Origin of the sequence: Rhizobium sp. WYCCWR 11128 (genome assembly GCF_013416305.1) — a bacterium.
In the GTDB taxonomy this organism is placed as follows: Bacteria; Pseudomonadota; Alphaproteobacteria; order Rhizobiales; family Rhizobiaceae; genus Rhizobium; species Rhizobium indicum.
Map to the genome: position 1 here is coordinate 367,331 of NZ_JACCEZ010000004.1, position 17,168 is coordinate 384,498.

At 58.5% G+C, this 17,168-nt stretch carries 14 protein-coding genes; 6 read left to right on the forward strand and 8 right to left on the reverse strand.

The annotated features are described in order from the left end of the window. Window positions 1–147 precede the first annotated feature (147 nt). The gene (locus tag HX898_RS16475) at window positions 148–804 is read left to right on the forward strand and encodes a sugar transferase (RefSeq protein WP_180195113.1); all 657 of its coding nucleotides are present in this window, start codon (window positions 148–150) and stop codon (window positions 802–804) included. 149 nt (window positions 805–953) lie between these two features. On the opposite strand, the gene HX898_RS16480 is transcribed toward HX898_RS16475, so the two are convergent. Both HX898_RS16480 and HX898_RS16485 read right to left on the reverse strand, forming a co-directional pair. Further along, window positions 954–1,250 carry a hypothetical protein gene (locus HX898_RS16480; RefSeq protein WP_180195114.1) on the reverse strand — a complete coding sequence of 99 codons (297 nt, stop codon included), beginning with the start codon at window positions 1,248–1,250 and terminating at the stop codon, window positions 954–956. 519 nt (window positions 1,251–1,769) lie between these two features. Continuing rightward, entirely contained in the window at window positions 1,770–2,879 is a 1,110-nt protein-coding gene (locus HX898_RS16485; protein ID WP_246697929.1) for an acyltransferase, read from the reverse strand. A 253-nt stretch (window positions 2,880–3,132) separates the two neighbouring features. On the opposite strand from HX898_RS16485, the gene HX898_RS16490 reads away from it, so the two are divergent. From HX898_RS16490 to HX898_RS16500, 3 genes are all read left to right on the forward strand, one after another. Continuing rightward, entirely contained in the window at window positions 3,133–5,451 is a 2,319-nt protein-coding gene (locus HX898_RS16490) for a membrane-bound PQQ-dependent dehydrogenase, glucose/quinate/shikimate family (protein ID WP_180195116.1), read from the forward strand. 147 nt (window positions 5,452–5,598) lie between these two features. After that, the gene (locus tag HX898_RS16495; protein WP_180195117.1) at window positions 5,599–7,386 is read left to right on the forward strand and encodes an adenylate/guanylate cyclase domain-containing protein; all 1,788 of its coding nucleotides are present in this window, start codon (window positions 5,599–5,601) and stop codon (window positions 7,384–7,386) included. Between the two features lie 196 nt (window positions 7,387–7,582). Next, entirely contained in the window at window positions 7,583–9,754 is a 2,172-nt protein-coding gene (locus HX898_RS16500; RefSeq protein ID WP_180195118.1) for an adenylate/guanylate cyclase domain-containing protein, read from the forward strand. A gap of 17 nt (window positions 9,755–9,771) precedes the next feature. On the opposite strand, the gene HX898_RS16505 is transcribed toward HX898_RS16500, so the two are convergent. The 5 genes from HX898_RS16505 to HX898_RS16525 all read right to left on the reverse strand — a co-directional run bounded on the left by HX898_RS16505 (window position 9,772) and on the right by HX898_RS16525 (window position 14,011). Continuing rightward, window positions 9,772–10,278, reverse strand: coding sequence for a YHS domain-containing (seleno)protein (locus HX898_RS16505; RefSeq protein ID WP_138330133.1), 507 nt, complete (start codon window positions 10,276–10,278; stop codon window positions 9,772–9,774). A gap of 13 nt (window positions 10,279–10,291) precedes the next feature. Continuing rightward, window positions 10,292–10,885 (reverse strand): ankyrin repeat domain-containing protein, encoded by a 594-nt coding sequence (locus HX898_RS16510; RefSeq protein WP_138386740.1) that lies wholly within the window; start codon window positions 10,883–10,885, stop codon window positions 10,292–10,294. A gap of 133 nt (window positions 10,886–11,018) precedes the next feature. Beyond that, window positions 11,019–11,801, reverse strand: coding sequence for a FadR/GntR family transcriptional regulator (locus HX898_RS16515; protein WP_138330129.1), 783 nt, complete (start codon window positions 11,799–11,801; stop codon window positions 11,019–11,021). A 194-nt stretch (window positions 11,802–11,995) separates the two neighbouring features. Beyond that, the gene (locus tag HX898_RS16520) at window positions 11,996–12,982 is read right to left on the reverse strand and encodes a substrate-binding domain-containing protein (RefSeq protein WP_012758783.1); all 987 of its coding nucleotides are present in this window, start codon (window positions 12,980–12,982) and stop codon (window positions 11,996–11,998) included. Window positions 12,983–13,030: 48 nt separating this feature from the next. Next, a complete protein-coding gene (locus HX898_RS16525; protein ID WP_180195119.1) occupies window positions 13,031–14,011 on the reverse strand; it encodes an NAD(P)-dependent oxidoreductase in 981 nt (326 codons plus the stop codon). A gap of 259 nt (window positions 14,012–14,270) precedes the next feature. Between HX898_RS16525 and HX898_RS16530 the strand changes: the two genes are divergently transcribed. Then, window positions 14,271–15,011, forward strand: a complete 741-nt coding sequence (locus tag HX898_RS16530; RefSeq protein WP_012758785.1) for an ATP-binding cassette domain-containing protein — start codon at window positions 14,271–14,273, stop codon at window positions 15,009–15,011. A 40-nt stretch (window positions 15,012–15,051) separates the two neighbouring features. Beyond that, entirely contained in the window at window positions 15,052–16,050 is a 999-nt protein-coding gene (locus tag HX898_RS16535) for an ABC transporter permease (protein ID WP_017961842.1), read from the forward strand. A gap of 60 nt (window positions 16,051–16,110) precedes the next feature. Here the strand turns inward: HX898_RS16535 and HX898_RS16540 are convergent, their stop codons facing one another. Then, window positions 16,111–17,160 (reverse strand): ABC transporter ATP-binding protein, encoded by a 1,050-nt coding sequence (locus HX898_RS16540; RefSeq protein ID WP_180195120.1) that lies wholly within the window; start codon window positions 17,158–17,160, stop codon window positions 16,111–16,113. Between the last annotated feature and the right edge of the window lie 8 nt (window positions 17,161–17,168).

The following is a 17,168-nucleotide window of genomic DNA, read 5'->3' on the forward strand; positions in this document are numbered from 1 at the left end:
AATCAAAGGTAATATTTTAATATATGCAAGAATTTCTTTAGAGTATAAAGAATTTACTCATGATTATGACCTCGGTCACAGACATCAAACTTGCATTAAAACAAAGCTTTGGCTGTGATTTCTGGAATTCGTCTAACGGAGACGCAGGTGGCGGGAAAAAATCAGGGCATCAACCCAACCGGACCTTGGCGGGATTTTGCCACGGCTCGACAGGAAAGGCGTCCATTCAATTCGTCACAACCGCGTCTGATCAGCAGAATTCTGAAGCGCGCATTGGACATCATCATTGCGGCAAGTTTCTTATTCTTTCTGTCGCCGCTCCTTCTGTCGGCAGCAGTCATCGTCACGCTAAGTGATTGGGGCCCTGTTTTCAATTCTCATCGCAAGATCGGTTATAAGGGAAAAGAGTTTGGTTGCCTCAAGTTTCGGACGACAGGATCCGACGCAACGACCGACGCGCACGTCACGGTCGTCGGCGATATTTTGAGGCGATCGAGCCTCGACAAGCTTCCGCAATTGATTAACGTGTTGCTGGGTCAAATGAGCCTCGTCGGGCCTCGCGCCATTACCAAAGAAGAGCTGCCGCGTTACGGCGAACATGCCTATGCCTACATGGCCTTCCGTCCCGGCCTGACTGGCCATTGGCAAACCAGCAGGCACAACGACGTCAGCTATCGGAATGGAATTTCCCTCGACGTCGAATATTTGTCCAAATGGACGCTCAGGCTGGATTTCGTGATCATGGCAAAAACGCTGTCGGCGCTGCTTTCCCGGCACGCGTTGCTGCCCAAAGTCGATTCCTAAAGCATGTCGCGTAAAACTGTGTTGCGGTTTGCGATAAAGATGTGCGCAAACCAAAGACCAAGGCGCGGCAAGCGAACCTAAAATACTGCGACGCACTTTAGACACCCTGACATGGCGCAACCGAGCATCCTGCCGCCTCGGTCATGTCATCACCCATGAGGACGCTTGCCCGTGACATGGGAGCGCTCAGCAATGGAGTTCTTTTTCCGGCGCTTTTGAATATGCCACAAGGAGAAGGCGAATAGACCCGCCAGATAGCATATCTCCATCAATACAAGCACTTCGACGCAAGAAACGACCGCCTCCGTCAAGGAGGAACCTTTCAGCATGATCACGCCGCCCAGGGCCGTGACCACCAGAAATGCAAAGATTGCAAAGGCCGAGGCGCGAATGGTCGCTCCGGCGGCGATAGAGACGACAACCACGACGAGCGTGCTCTTCAGCATTAATCTGATCCTCTCTTCACACCTCCTTCAAGCCACCGTCAGCCCTCAATGACATGACAAAACCCAAAGTCGAAACGAAGTCCGATCAAAGTATTTTACCTATTACGGTTAAAATATTGCTAATAGCAGTCCAACAAGTCGACGGAACAATGCCGGAGAATATTCGACTATTCATCCAGCAGGGCCGTTCCGCCGATTAAACCCAAGAAATCCTTGGATGTTGCAGTCAGAAAGATCCAGGTATCGGAGGCTTATACAGGAGCGAGCAATGCAGCTACGGCGTTCTCTCGCCGAACTGAACGTTCATTTGTTGTTTCTGAAAAGATGAATTTGGCCATAGGCTTACGTGCGCAGCAGCCTACGGAAAACTCGGCCCCTGCGATGGACCCGGATATTTATCTGAGGTGATCGGCACGCAATAACGAAACAAGGCCCGCCGCTATAGCGAGCCCTGCTGATGTCCTTGCCGGTTAAGCACCTGCGATGGAATTGCCGGCATCGAGGCCGGTATCGACAAACCTATTTCGAGACCGCGCCGGCCAGTTGCCGTTTTGCGCCGCGTTGGAGACTGAGGTTTTCCAGCCAGGTGACTTGTTTCCTCAATTTCAACGCCGGCTTTTCGATGAATCTCCACGAGAAGGCGGCAAAGCCAGCGACAACAATGCTGCAGACGATGCCGTTCAACCACCAGTTATGCGCCCAGGGGCCGAGCGCTACGAACGCCTGTTGGATCGGATAGCCATAGAGGAAGACGCCGTAGGAGTAGTCGGCCCCACGCAGGACGCCGAGCTTGCGGGGCGAGGTAAGACCAAGGAAGACCGTGACATATCCCATGGCCGGAATGGCAATGAAGTCCCCAAAGGAGGTGAACCAGTAGGCCCACAATATCATTGCCACAGAGGCGAGGAAAATTCGGATATCCCAAAGAACCTTGTCCTTGTAGAGATAGAAGGTCACCCCCACAAGAAAAGCACAAATGAGCAGATTGCCAGACGCGGTAGTCGGCATAGTTGCCCAATCGCTTTCATGTTTCCAATATCTTGCAATACCGAAGGCTATGATCAAAGCCGGCGTGGCGATAAGGGCAATCACCCGCCGCCTGACCACGCCGAGCAGAAAGAGAACGGCGATCACGGCATAGCACTCAAGCTCGAAGGGCACCGTCCAGAGCTGCCCGTTCACCATTGCGGCGTCAGGATTATCCAGGAATACCCCGGGGAGATTGAAGTGAATGTGCCCTGTGACATTCATCAGATATGTAAAGAACTGAGGATCGGTGAAATAGTCACGCAGGTCATACTCAGTGTAGATCGCTCCGAGTATAAAGGCAGCCAGCAATACCTCTACCGCGAGAGCGGGGTAGATCCGGATAAATCGATTGCCGAGAAAGGAAATCAATGTCTTCGATCGTTCAAGACTGCCAGCCACCAGGAACCCGCTCAGGACAAAGAACATGGGCAGCACTGATTTGATAAAAGGACGGAATGACGACTCCCAAAGAAACAGGTCGTCGCCATAGGTGACGCGGGCCGTGTGTATCCAAAGCACTGAAAAGGCTAACAGTAATCGCATATAGTCGAATCCTGTCGGTCGCCCGTTCGCTAGATCAAGCTTTTCGCCGAGAACCATCTGTGCCCCTTTCAGAAGTATTGACTCGATTTGGAATGGCAAGCCGTTGCCGCAGAGCGGCGGCGGCATCATTGCCGGGTCGGGGCCGCGTGTCAGTGACCACAGGTACATCAGTTAAAAATTGAACGAGAGAGCAGCCCTCTCCCGAAGACACGTCTCTGACCATCAACCCATGGCCCTGTGCTTCCCGAGGGCCATGCGACGGTCGGAGTTGGAATCCAGGTGATCGGGCGGCGGATTGGATGAGGAGACTATGAAATTTCTGGCCACCCTGTTCTGTATTGTTCTCGCCCTTATCGGATTGGGGCTGATCGGAGGCGGCGCCTGGCTGCTGCGCCTCGGCGGCTCGCCCTATTACGCAATCGTCGGGCTTGCCTATCTGGCTGCCGCGCTTCTGCTGTGGCGCCGGAAGACGTCAGGCGGGCTGATCGTCTTGGCTGTCGCCGTTTTCACCCTTCCCTGGGCGCTATGGGAGTCGGGTCTCAATTTCTGGGCGCTGTTTGCCCGCTTGATGTCCCCCATCGCGCTGGCGGGCTTTGCCCTTCTCTTTGCACCATCGCTTTCCCCGGCCGCCAACCGGAAGCTTTTTTATGGTGGCGCCGTGGTGACCGCTCTCATCTTTGTCGCGGGTTTCGGTCTCAGCTTCGTGCCGCATGGGATCATCCACCCCTCCGCCGACATCACCGCCTATAAAACCGCCAAGGGTGACAACTCTCCCTCCGACTGGACATCCTATGGCCGCACCACGGCAGGAGATCGTTATTCCCCATTCGATCAGATCAACCGCGGCAATGTTTCCAAGCTCGATCTCGCCTGGACATATCGCACCGGAAAAGGCGATGGCGCCGATCAGAACACGCCTCTGCAGATCGGCGATACGGTCTACACCTGCACGCCGACAGACGTGATCGCAGCGCTCGATGCAGATACCGGCAAACCCCGCTGGACTTTCGATCCCAAGGCGACGGCGCCTTATTGGCAACGCTGCCGCGGCCTCGGTTACTACAAGATGCCAACGGAAGCCCAGTCCGCCGATGGTCTTTGCAACGAGCGCCTGGTGCAGACGACGATCGATGCCCGTCTCCTGGAGATCGACAGCAAGACCGGCGCGCCCTGCAAGGACTTCGGAGACAATGGCACCGTGCAGCTTTCCCAGGGCATGGGCGAAGTCAAGACGGGCTATTATTTCCAGACATCGGCGCCGCTGATTGCCCGCAACCTGATCGTCGTCGGAGGCTGGGTCACGGACAATCAGGAGGTCGGCGAACCCTCTGGCGTCATCCGTGCGTTCAACGTCGTCACCGGCGAGCTCGAATGGGCATGGGATCTCGGCAACCCGGGGATCACCAAACTTCCGCCGGAGGGCCAGACTTATACGCGGGGCACGCCCAACATGTGGACGACGGCCGCATTCGACGACAAGCTTGGCCTCATCTATGCACCGCTCGGCAATACCACGCCGGATTATTACGGCGTCAATCGCCCTTCCTTCGCCGATCAATACAATGCGACATTGGTGGCGCTCGATGTGACGACGGGTCGGAAGAAATGGAAATTCCAGACCGTGCATCACGACATCTGGGACTATGATCTGCCGGCCCAACCGGTCCTGGTCGACCTGCCTGACGGCAATGGCGCCGCTGTGCCTGCTCTGCTGCAGACCACCAAACGCGGGCAGCTTTTTCTCCTCGACCGCCGAACCGGCACACCGCTTGCCGAAGTTCAGGAGAAGCCGGTGCCGCAGCAAGGCGGCGTGCCCGAAGAGAAACTCTCCCCGACGCAGCCCTACTCCGTCGGCATGCCGACAATCGGTGCGGAGCGCGTGACGGAGCAGACGGCCTGGGGCCTGACGATGTTCGATCAGCTGGCATGCCGCATCGCCTTCCGCAAGATGCGCTATGACGGCGATTTCACCCCGATCGGCACGCAATATGCAATCCAGCAGCCGGGAAATCTGGGTGGCCTCAATTGGGGAAGCGTATCGGTCGATCTGCCCAACAACAGGGTCTTCATGAACGATATCCGCGTCCCCAGTCTCTTTGCACTCATCCCACGCGAGGAGTATGTCGACTTTGCCCTCACCACGACTGCTCACGGCCCCTCCGCCCCGCAGCGCGGGACGCCTTACGCCATGGCCACCGAGATGTGGACATCGAGGCTCCGCGTTCCCTGCACGCAACCGCCCTTCGGCACCGTCACTGCAGTGGATCTGAAGACGCGCAAGATCGCATGGCAGGTTCCGGCCGGGACAGCCGAAGAACTCGGGCCGTTCAAGATCAAAACCAAGCTGCCTATGCCGATGGGACTGCCGAGCTACGCCGGCACGTCTGCGACCGCCGGCGGCGTCGTCTTCTTCGCCGGCTTCCAGGACTATTATATCCGTGCCTATGACGCTGAGAACGGTGCCGAGCTCTGGAGATACCCCCTGCCGGTCGGCTCGAGCGCAACACCCATGACCTACGTCTCACCGAAAACAGGCAAGCAATATGTCCTGATATCGGTTGGCGGCGCACCCTATTCGAAAGACGTCGGCGACTACGTCCTTGCCTTCTCTCTGAAAGACGGAGCTTAGCCGCGGATATCGCGTAAGCTTCACCGACTATCTTCAAGTCCAAGCAGCCGGCCACCGGACCGCTTCTTAGCGAAGGCAATCGGATTTGGCGGCGTTGCCGGTCACACTGTGTTATTTTGGTCCGACGAGGAATTGGGACTGACGAGCGTGACGCGAAAACTGGCGGCGATCCTGGTCGCAGATGTGGTCGGCTACAGCCGCCTCGCCGGTGCGGACGAGGATCGCATACTGGCGCGGCTGAGAACGCTGCGCAGCGACCTGGTCGATCCGACCATTGCCGTGCACAATGGCCGGGTCGTCAAGCGTACCGGTGACGGAAGCCTCATCGAGTTTCGCAGCGTCGTGGACGCCGTGCGCTGTGCGATCGAAGTGCAGACCGCCATGGTCGAGCGCAATACCGGCGTGTCGCCCGAGAATCGCATCGAGTTCCGGGTGGGGATCCATCTGGGAGATGTGGTCGAGGAGAACGACGGCGACTTGATGGGCGACGGCGTCAATATCGCCGCGCGGTTGGAGGGAATTGCCAAGCCCGGCGCCATCTGTCTTTCCGAAGACGCCTACCGCCAGGTGAAAGCGCGGCTCGATCTTGCCGTCACCGATCTCGGCAAAATTGAGCTCAAGAATATCGCTGAACCGATGCAGGTCTATTCGCTTCAGATCGGAACTCCGCGGCCGAACCCGGTACCACAGGTGCGGCCCGCAATCGACATGCCGTCAGTTCCGGCCGTTCCCGACAAGCCGTCCATCGCCGTACTGGCGTTCAACAACATGAGCGGCGATGCCGAACAGGAGTATTTCTCCGACGGTATTAGCGAGGACATCATCACCGATCTCTCGAAGCTGTCCGAATTGCACGTGATCGCCCGCAACTCATCCTTCGTCTACAAGAATGTAACAGCCTCCGTGCCTGAGATGGCCAAGGCGCTCGGCGTCCGCTATGTCCTCGAGGGCAGCGTTCGCAAGGCTGGCAACCGCGTGCGTGTCACCGCCCAATTGATCGACGCCAGCAACGGCGGACATATCTGGGCCAGCCGCTTCGATCGCGACCTCACCGACATTTTTGCGGTTCAGGATGAATTGACGCAGGAGATCGTGGCGGCGCTCAGGCTGAACCTCACGCATGGCGACCAGGATCGATTGGCCCAAGGGCGCGCACTCAATGTCGACGCTTACGAGTTGCTGTTGCGCGGCCGCGAGCAGGCATCGGCCCATACCCGAACCGGAAATAGAGCCGCCCGCAGCCTGGCGGCCGACGCCATTGCCATCGATCCGCAATATGCGGCCGCCCAGGCCCTCATTTCCTTCACCCACGTGCTGGACTACGTCAACGCCTGGAGCACCGATCCGGAAGGCTCGCTGCGGATCGGCATGGATCTCGCGCAGCAGGCCGTGGAAATGGCCGAGGAACAGCCCAACGGCCGCTTCGCACTGGGCATGGCTTGCATGTGGAACCGGGAACTGGACCGGGCGCAGGCGGAGGTGCAGCAGGGCCTCGCGCTACAGCCCAACTCCGCCGAGCTCCTGTTGCTGATGGCCCATATCCAGATATTCTCCGGCGATCCCGCCGGCGCCCTGGAAACACTCGATGCATCGATGCGGTTTGACCCGCACCATCCGGAAATTCTCTTCCAATTTCGCGCCGATGCGCACTTTTCTCTCGGCGAGTATGAACAAGCGATTGCAGCCATCGAGCAGCGGCTCCAACAAAACTCCCAGTCGGAGACCGCCTACGCCCTGCTTGCCTCATGTTATGGGCACCTCGGCCGGCCGGAGGAGAGCCGGCAGGCCTGGAAAAAGGCACTCAGGATCAATCCTGATTTTTCTGTCGAGCGCCGCCGGCGGGTTCTTCCATTCCGAAACCCCGAGGACTTTGACCGCCGTGTGGAAGGACTGCGTAAGGCAGGACTTACAATAACGAGTCTTGGTCCTTGCTGAGGGGAGGAACTGTCGGGCCAGTACGGCGGACAGCTCCGTCTATGGGCGGACGCGCGACAAGCCTCTCAGATCACGCCCTCTCCACGGGAGCTTTTGACCGGCAAACGTGATGCCGCTTTGGGCAACTGTAATGGCAACGGCACGGCACCTGCTGTAAGATATCGGTTAGCGGATCGGACACCCGGAAAGAGCTGGTATGGAGCGCCGTCTTGCAGCAGTCCTGATTGCGGATGTGGTCGGTTACAGCCGCATGAGCGAGATCGACGAAGAGGGAACGCGTATCCGCTTCCACACCGACCTCCACGAACTCTTCGAACCGAAGATCGCCACGCACCACGGCCGCCTGATCAAGACCATGGGCGACGGGATCCTGGTTGAGTTCCATAGCGTGGTGGATGCCTTGCGCTGCGCCGTCAAAATCCAGCAGCAAAAGGCGGAACGCAATGCGGCCCTACGGCCCGAGCAGCGGATGCTTTTCCGCATCGGCGTCAATCTCGGCGATGTCATCGTCGAAGGGGAGGACATTCACGGAGACGGCGTCAACATAGCCGCGCGGCTGGAGAGCCTTGCCCCACCCGGCGGAATTTGCATATCCGGCACCGCATTCGATCACACCGTACACAAGGCTGAGGTCGGCTTCTCGGCTCTCGGTGAGCAGCAACTGAAGAACATAGCCGATCCGGTTCGCGTCTACCGTGTTCTGTTAGATCCCTCCGAGGCAGGCAAGGTCGTCGCCTCTCGTCGGCCGCGCCGCCGGGCGATCATTCTGGCCACGCTTGCAGCGCTGCTGATCGCGACCACTGCGATTGTCTTCGCATGGCAATGGCCGTTTGTGCCGCAACGTCCATCTGTCGCCGTCCTTCCTTTCGCCAATTTGAGCAGCGACGCCGGCCAGGATTATTTCACCGATGGCATTACCGACAGCCTGATTGCCGATCTGACGATGCTTTCGGATCTTGACGTCATCGGTCACAATTCGGTGTTTGCATACAAAGGCAAGCCTCTCGTTTTGGCCGACATCGGACGCGATCTCGGCGTGCGTTTTGTCGTTGAGGGCAGCGTGCAACGGATCGGCGATCAAATCCGCGTCAATGCGCAACTGAGCGATGCCGCAAGCGGCGACCATCTATGGGCCAACCGATTTAACCGCGCCGCGGCGGATGTCATGGCTGTGCAGGATGAGCTCAGTCGGCAGATCGCCGAAGCGCTCGGCCTGAAACTCACTCAATCCGAGGCGGAGCGGATTACCCGTCCGCCGACCGCCAATCTCGAGGCCTACGACTACTACCTTCGTGCCGAGCAGGCGACGCGCACCGGCCGCCGTTCTCGGCTGCTCGAGGCACTGGCGCTCTTTGACAAGGCGGAGGCGCTCGACCCCGGTTTTGCAGAGGCCTTCGCAGCCGACGCGCACGCGACCGCTTATGTCTGGCGAAGCGCGTACGACGACGTTCTCCAGAGCGCGCTGGCGCGAAAAAGGGCCTACGAGAAGGCAAGTCGCGCGCTGGCGCTCGACCCGGTTCTTTCATCGCCATACGCCGTTCTTGCCGTCATGCAAGTCGTGGACCGCCGCTACGAGCAGGCGGTTGCCTCGGCGCAGCAGGCAGTGTCGCTTGGGTCTGCCGATGCCGAAGCTCATATGGCGTTGGCATACGTTCAACTGTTCTCCGGTAATCATGCCGAGGCCGGCGCGGCCGTCGAGACAGCGCTCAGGCACGATCCGAACCTCTCCGCCATCAATCGATACACGGCTGGCCTGGTGTTTTATTTGCTGCGCGACTACACGAAGGCCATCGACAACTTCGAACGCGCGCGCGATGGTTCTCCGGGAAACGGCGATTTCGTTACCCCACTCGCTATGGCCTATGCCCGTGCCGGTCGCCTCGACGCCGCCCGTGCGACTGTCGCCGAAGGACTTCGCTTTCTGGCTGGGCGCGATTCCCTGGCGGGCTGGCATATCAGCAATGCCCATTTCCGCAACGAGCAGGATTTGGCGTTTATCCTCGATGCCCTACGCGAGGCCGGCCTGCCGGAATGGCCATTCGGTTTCAAGGGCAATGAGCAGGAACGGCTGCACGGTGACGAAATCGCAAGCGCCGTCATGGGCAAACTCCTCCGGGGCAAGACCGAACCCTCAGGAAGCCCTGCACTCATGCAAATCGAACGTGACGGCAAGGCGGCCTTCCGCTCGGCGACGCAGATGATCACCGGAACGGTTTTCGTCAATGGCGACATGCTCTGCGAGCAGAGCGAAAACGCATTTGGACGAGCCGATTGCGGACCGGTCTACAGACCTGCAAACTCGCCCGCTGAAACCAGCTATGCTTACGTGAACTCCACCAAGGTCTTCTATTTTTCGCCCGTCAAATAGCCGCGCTCCACCCGCGATCAGTGATACTGATCCCGTTCGAGATCGGCTGCGACCTTCGGCCAGTTTCTATCGGCTTTCGGCACTGCTTCGGCCACATGAGCGGCAAACCCTTCCGCCGATCCCTTGTCGTAGATCAGGTAAAGCTTGCCGTCGATGATCTTGAATGCCTCTGGATCGACGTTGATCGTCACCGATCCGAGAGCCACCTCGCCCGCGCAGTAGCCGCCATACTGAGGCGCATATTTGATCGGCTCGCTGATGAACATTTCACGGTGTTTGGCATTGGCAAAAAGCCACGGCGTCCCCAGCCATTCGTGGGAGAATTCCTCGGAGCCCTTCACCGCTTTGCCTTCGGTGAAATAGGCGACGGGGTCATATCCCATGATTGCCACCCCGCCGAAGTACCCCGTGTTAACCGAGTCGTCGGCGAAAGCCCGCGATCCACCGACAGCTGCCAAAGCCACAACGAACACCGCCACAGAGCGACCAATTCCTCGCGCACCGCTTCTGGTCCCTGCATGCATCTGTGCCTCCTATTCAATCGTGGATTTCCATGCACTTCGCGTATTCTTTCTCGCCGATGCGGCTGGCCGGAGGGCAAGGCGCACCATGCCGCTTGAACAGTCGCACGATGTCCGAGTTGCCCTTCCAGATCGCTCGCGTGATTGGCGTGTAGCCGTGAACCTCCGCACGACCTACGTCAGCCCCCTCAGCGAGAAGAAACGTGGCGAGAGCGACGTGGTTTTCCTCACCGGCGACCATCAGCGGTGTCACGCCCGCTTTATTGGCCGCGTCGTCGAGCGTCGCGCCATGGTGGAGAAGCAGTTTGCTGATCGGCAAGCTGCCGGAAAAGGCCGCGGCATGAAGCGGCGTAAAGCCGCCTGAATTCCGAGCCATGACATCGGCGCCTTTGCCGATCAGCAATTCGGCTATGGCGAGCTGGGCTCCGAGCGCGGCATTGATGAGAGGTGTTGCCTGATCGCGTGTCCGGCTGTCGACTTCGGCACCGGTAGCCAGAACCTGCTCGACGACGGCGGTGTTTCCAGTGGCAACGGCATCGAACAAGGGGCTCCCCGCAGCGGCCACCGTCGCTGTGAAAATCAACGCCACCGATGCAAGCAGCCCACGCATGGCCCAGCTCCCGAAGGTTGCCAAGGAAAATAGCACAAGCCGCGGGTTTTGGGTAGGCATCGAGGACTGTAGGAGGTTGAATTCCCCTGCATCAAGCTATCGGCAACGCGCCGGCCGGACAGGATGCAAAAATCTATCGTGACCACCGGGCGATGATTTCGTCGGTATTTGCCAGCGCCTTGCGGACTGCGTTGCGCGCCATGTTCGGTCGCTGCAGTCGAATGCTTTTCTCAATATTTTCATGAAGTTTCAGCGCGTACCGCAAATTGTCTTCCTCCCGCGTCACATGGGCGAAGAGGTGGTTCAGCGCCGATTCGATCAAGACGCCGAGCGGTACCAGCAGATCATTTCCCGAGGCGCGCAAGATCGCGATGTGAAATCGCGTATCGGATTCTGTTCGCTGTTGGAGCGATGTCGCCTGATCCATGTCATGCAGGGCCTGACTGATCTCATCCATCTGCTCCTCAGTCCGGCGCTCCGCAGCAAGTGCCGTCGCTTCCGGCTCGATCATATGTCTGAGTTCTTGCACGGCCCTCAGAAACGACTCGCGATCGGGAGATGCGGCGTACCAGCCCAAGACATCTCGATCCAGCAGGTTCCAACGCTCCCTGGGTTCGACCCAACTGCCGATTTTGGGGCGAGAAGAAAGCAGGCCCTTGGCCATCAGCATCTTGATCGCTTCGCGCACCGCCGATCGGCTGACGTCAAAGACTTCCGACCATTTTGCCTCATTTGGCAGAATCGTGCCCGGCGGATAGTCGCCGCGCACGATTCGCAGACCGATCTCGCCTGCTAAAGACACATGAACACTCGCCCCAGTCATGCGGGGAGAATTTGGGCGCCTTGTGGTGGCCGAGCGGTCAACCGTCACCACCTCGACCGCAGCCGTTGGCTTTCCCGATTTTTTGTCAGGCATTTATTTCTACTGCCTCAGCATTCTTTCGACTGTCTGCACGTATGATCAAAACAATCGTAATAACGAGGAAGTCGCCTGCGATTGACGCCGGCACAAAGCGCGGAATTCAGGGCGCGTCAAGCCCAGCGGATCTCTCGATCCGTCTCTTAAGGACAGTCGGCGCACCCTGGAACCGGGTGCGCCAAACCGTGAACCTACTTTTGAATGCAGGTGTCGACTGTATCCTTTGTGCACTCATCGAGCCCGGTGAAGACCGGATCTTCAACCGGCTTGCCGGCAATCAGATCCATCATCACCGACGGTGCCTTGTAGCCCATCTCGAACGGTCGTTGGCCAACGAGCGCCGTCACCAGTCCTTCCTTCGCAATGGCGACCTCGTCGCCGATCGTGTCGGCGGCACCAATGACGAAATCGTTGCTGGCGATCTTGTCGGCCAGCGGCTTGAACAGGTCGCGATAGGGTTGCGGTGCACCGAACAATGGCCAGCCACCCATAATGCCGAATGCGTCCAAATCGGGATTGGCCGCGAGGATATCGGTCATTGCCTGAACGCCCTTGGCACCGTCGTCATTGGTGAACACCGGGCAACCGGCGACCTCGGTCCAGCCACCCTCGCCTTTCAGCTCGGTCAAGCCTTTCTGGCCAGTAAGCGTGTCGCGCATTCCTTGTGCGCGGCGTAGAATATTGTCCGCTCCCGGATTGCCTTCGATCGTGCAGATCTTGCCGCCCTTCGGCTTGCCCTTCTTGATGTATTCGCCGATGCGGGCGCCCATCAGATAGTTGTCGGTGCCGAGATAGGTCTTGCGCAACGCTGCATCCTCGGCGGCAAGATCGGCATCAAGCGTCATCACCGGAACCGTCGGATTGGCCGTCTTCAGGGTCTGGGCAATGAGCTTTGCATTTGACGGCGAGATTGCGATTGCAGCCGTGTCTGCCTTGCCCAACATATCCTGAACGATCTGCGCTTCGCCGGCTTCATCGGATGTCGATGCCGGACCGGTGTAGAAGCATTCGTATTCCGCCGTGGGGTTCTCCTTGTTCCATTTCTGGCAACCTTGATTGATTGCTTCGAAGAACGGATTGTCGAGGCCCTTGACGACGATGACGAGTTGCTTCTTGGCCAAGGCCTGCCCGGCGGTCAGTGCTAAAACTGCGGCTGTAAGTAGTAATGCCTTCCTCATAGTTTCCTCCCTTGAAACAGACGGACACCGCGTGCCCGCCATACGAAATCAACCCGGATACCAGACGATGCGAGGCTCCTCCTTTGAACGCTCGTATTGCCAGGCCGAGTTGATAAGCATTTCGAGATCGTAGTTTGGCTGCCAATCCAGCAGGTATTTGGCCTTGCTGTTGTCCATCCAATTGGAATGGAAGCGGCTCGGTATGTCGACAGAGCCGAAATTGCGCGTGCGCAAGAGATAGGCGGCGACTTCAGCATAGTCGACGGGGCGATCCATGCAGATATTGAAGAGCTGCCGCTCCGCCCGCGGGTTGTCGATCGCTGCCAGTATTGCCGAAACAAGGTCGTCGACATGAACGAAGTTGCGTTTCAGCGCACGACCGTCAGCATCGAGCAGCAGCGGCACCGTACCCATCGCCGCATAGCGCCGCGCCGCGTCTTCCGGAACGAGCGTCTTCCAGTCCGGACCGCCAAAGACGTCGTCTCCAAAAGACAGCGAATACTTGAAATCGTCCTTTTCCATGATCCAGGGCGCGCGCAGACAACAGCCATTGAGGCCATACTGGATGCCAAACTGCTCCAGCATGACCTCTTCCAGGACTTTGGAGAGCGCATAGCTTCCCGGATAGGCACAATGGCGGGCGTTCTCGGTGATCGGGCCGTCGTGGCGATAGTGGAAATGTCCCACACCCGCATCACCACCGATCAGGATGAACTGGCGTGCGGTGACGCTCGTACGGAACTCCTCGAGCAGCCAAAAGAGACCTTTGACCGTGACATCCATGATGTCTTCAGGCGTTTCCTTGCATGTGGCGAGATGCACGACATGGGTAACGTCATCCAGCGCCTTTGCCACGACATCGCGATCGGCGATCGAGCCTTGGAAGACATCGACACGGTCGGTCGCCTCGTACAAACGATTATGACAAAGCGCACGAATACGGGCTTTGGAAAATCTCGGATCGTCAAGCAGCCCAGCAATGAAGCGCCGCCCGACCTTGCCCGTCGCACCGGTCACAAGGATCAGCATGCTCTTTCTCCCCCATTGATAGCTAATATCCGGGCGCCACTTTCGTCAAATGATATTTGTCTGACAAAACAGATTTTTGCGACAATAAGGTCAATGGCCGGGACAATGAGTTGACGCTGTCGCAGGGTTTTGCGTAAATGCTCCCAATCGCTTTTCCTGGGAGGGTATTGGAAAAGCGAATTCGCCGGAGCCTTGCATCGAAGACATGCAGGGTGCGGTGCGATGGATAGCCCGCAGGTTTTGGGAGGCGAGGAGGCTGGTGGCGGTTCTTGAGCTCAGCAATATTTCCAAACATTTCGGTGCCATCCAGGCAGTCAACGATGTTTCGTTTTCGCTCGAAGCCGGGCAGGTTGTCGGCCTGATGGGCGATAACGGCGCTGGCAAGTCCACCCTGGTGAAGATGATTGCCGGCAACTTCCGGCCGAGCCATGGAACCATGCGCCTCGACGGCGCCGATCTCGTGCTTCATCGGCCGAAGGAAGCGCGCCAGCATGGCATTGAGATCGTTCACCAGGACTTGGCGCTCTGCAACAATCTGACGGCGGCAGCGAACGTGTTCCTCGGACGAGAATTGCGCCGCGGCGTATGGCCTCTTCGCATCCTCGACCACAAGGCCATGTACAAGCGCGCCGGCGAGATATTTCGCGAGCTCAAATCCGAGACGCGGGCGCGCGATCTCGTCAAGCAAATGTCAGGTGGCCAGCGCCAAGCGGTCGCGATCGGCCGCACGATGCTGTCTGAAGCGAAAATCGTATTGATGGACGAGCCGACCGCAGCCATTTCCGTGCGCCAGGTCGCTGAGGTTCTGAATCTTATCCGCCAATTGCGGGACCGGGGCATTGTCGTTGTCCTGATCAGCCACCGCATGCCCGACGTCTTTTCGGTCGCCGACCGTGTGATCGTGATGCGGCGAGGCAGAAAAGTAGCCGACAAGCAGATTGCGGCAAGTTCGCCGGAGGAAGTGACGGGACTGATTACCGGCGCCATCGAACAGGTGTGATCGATGCTATCCGTTGCAACAGGAAGGAAGAAGGTCGACGATGGCGATTACACTTGACCAAACGATCGGACAGAAGCAACGGAGCTGGCTTGCAACGATCATGAGCGGCCAGACATTCTGGGTGCTGATTGCAGTCATTCTAGCCTGCATTTTTCTGTCGATGGCAACGGACTCCTTTGCGACGGCGAAGAACATCTACAACATCACCCGCAACGTCACCTTCGTCGCAATTATCGCGCTGGGCATGACGCTGGTCATCATCACCGGCGGCATCGATTTGTCCGTTGGCTCCGTACTTTGCCTGTGCAGCATGGTGCTGGCGGTCGTCATGCATGCGGGATACAGTATTGAAGTCGGCATCGCCGCCTCGATCGGTACGGCTCTGTTGGTCGGAGCTTTCAACGGCGTCTTGATTGCCTATCTCGGCTTCCCACCTTTCGTCGTCACGCTCGGGATGCTATCGATTGCGCGCAGCCTTGCGATGGTTGCATCGAACAACACTGTGGTTTTTGAGTTCGGACCTGATCACGACAAACTATTGGCGCTGGGTGGCGGCGCCTGGGTTTTTGGCATCGCCAATCCAGTGCTTTACATGGTCGTGCTGGCACTCATTACCGGTTTCGTGCTGCGCTGGACCAAGTTCGGCCGCTATGTCTTTGCGATCGGCGGCAATGAGCACGCCGCGACACTGACAGGCGTTCCCGTGCCGAGGATCAAGGTCATCGTCTATATGATTTCTGCCCTCTCGGCGGGGGTTGCCGGCATCATTCAAACCGGTTGGCTCGGCGCCGTCACCACAAATATCGGCGCCGGGATGGAACTTCAGGTCATTGCCGCTGCGGTTATCGGCGGCGCCAATCTGGCCGGCGGCGTCGGCACCGCCTTTGGAGCCTTGGTCGGCGCCGCACTCATCGAAATCATCCGCAACAGTCTTGGCCTGCTTGGCATCAACGCGTTCTGGCAGGGCTGCTTTATCGGTGGGGCAATCGTGCTCGCCGTCCTTTTCGACCGACTTCGCAACTTGCGGCAGGGCGAGTAGACGAACCCCGCTCTTAAGAGATTTCTGCGGCTCGCGCCCTCGCCAGGAGCGGCCGTACGTTCAAGCAGTCCGGCCTTGTTCAGTCCGCTTTATTGTTTGCCCGTTGCCATTGAAAAAGTGCACCTTCGAGCCATCGGCGGTGAGCCCTATTTGGATTCCCGCCTTCATGTCACCACCGTCGTGCAGGACGAGGCAATCATGCCCAGCCGGCAGCTTGACGTGAAGCAGTGTTACCGCCCCGGTATATTCACAAAGCCCGACGGTTCCGCGCAGCGTCCCCTCTCGAGGCTCCACGACGCTCAGATGCTCCGGCCTTATCCCGATGGTCTCGACGGCGGTATCCGCTGCCGTTGCGCCTGTCAGCAAAGGCGCGATATCCGAAGGCAGCAGATTCATTTTTGGGCTTCCGATGAATTGCGCCACGAAGATATTTGCCGGCCGCTCGTATATTTCCCGGGGGGAGCCGACCTGCTCGACACGGCCATCGCGCAGAACGACGATCTTGTCAGCGAGCGTCATCGCCTCGATCTGGTCATGCGTTACATAGATCATCGTCGTGGAGAGCCGCTTGTGCAGTGCGGCGATTTCAGAGCGCATGTGCACGCGCAACTCTGCATCGAGGTTCGACAGCGGTTCGTCAAACAGGAAGACATCGGGATTTCCGACGATGGCGCGGCCGATCGCGACGCGCTGCCGCTGACCGCCGGAAAGCTCACGGGGGTAGCGATCGAGCAATGCTTCGAGCTTCAGCGTGGCGCTTGCTTCATCGACGCGCTTCTGACGCTCCTGTGCCGGAACTTTGCGGACCTTCAGCCCGAAGCCCATATTGTCCCTGACGGTCAGGTGCGGATAGAGGGCATAGGATTGGAAGACCATGGCAACACCACGTTTCGAAGCCGGCACTTCGTTGACCACCCGGCCGCCAATCGCAAGTTCACCGCCGCTGAGATATTCCAGCCCCGAAATCAGCCGCAGCAAGGTGGACTTGCCACAGCCTGACGGACCGACGAATACGACGAACTCGCCCGGATCGATCCTGAGATCGACGCCGCGGATGACCTCGACGGCGCCGAAGCGTTTCTCGATGCCTTTAAGCGATACACTGCTCATGAACGAAA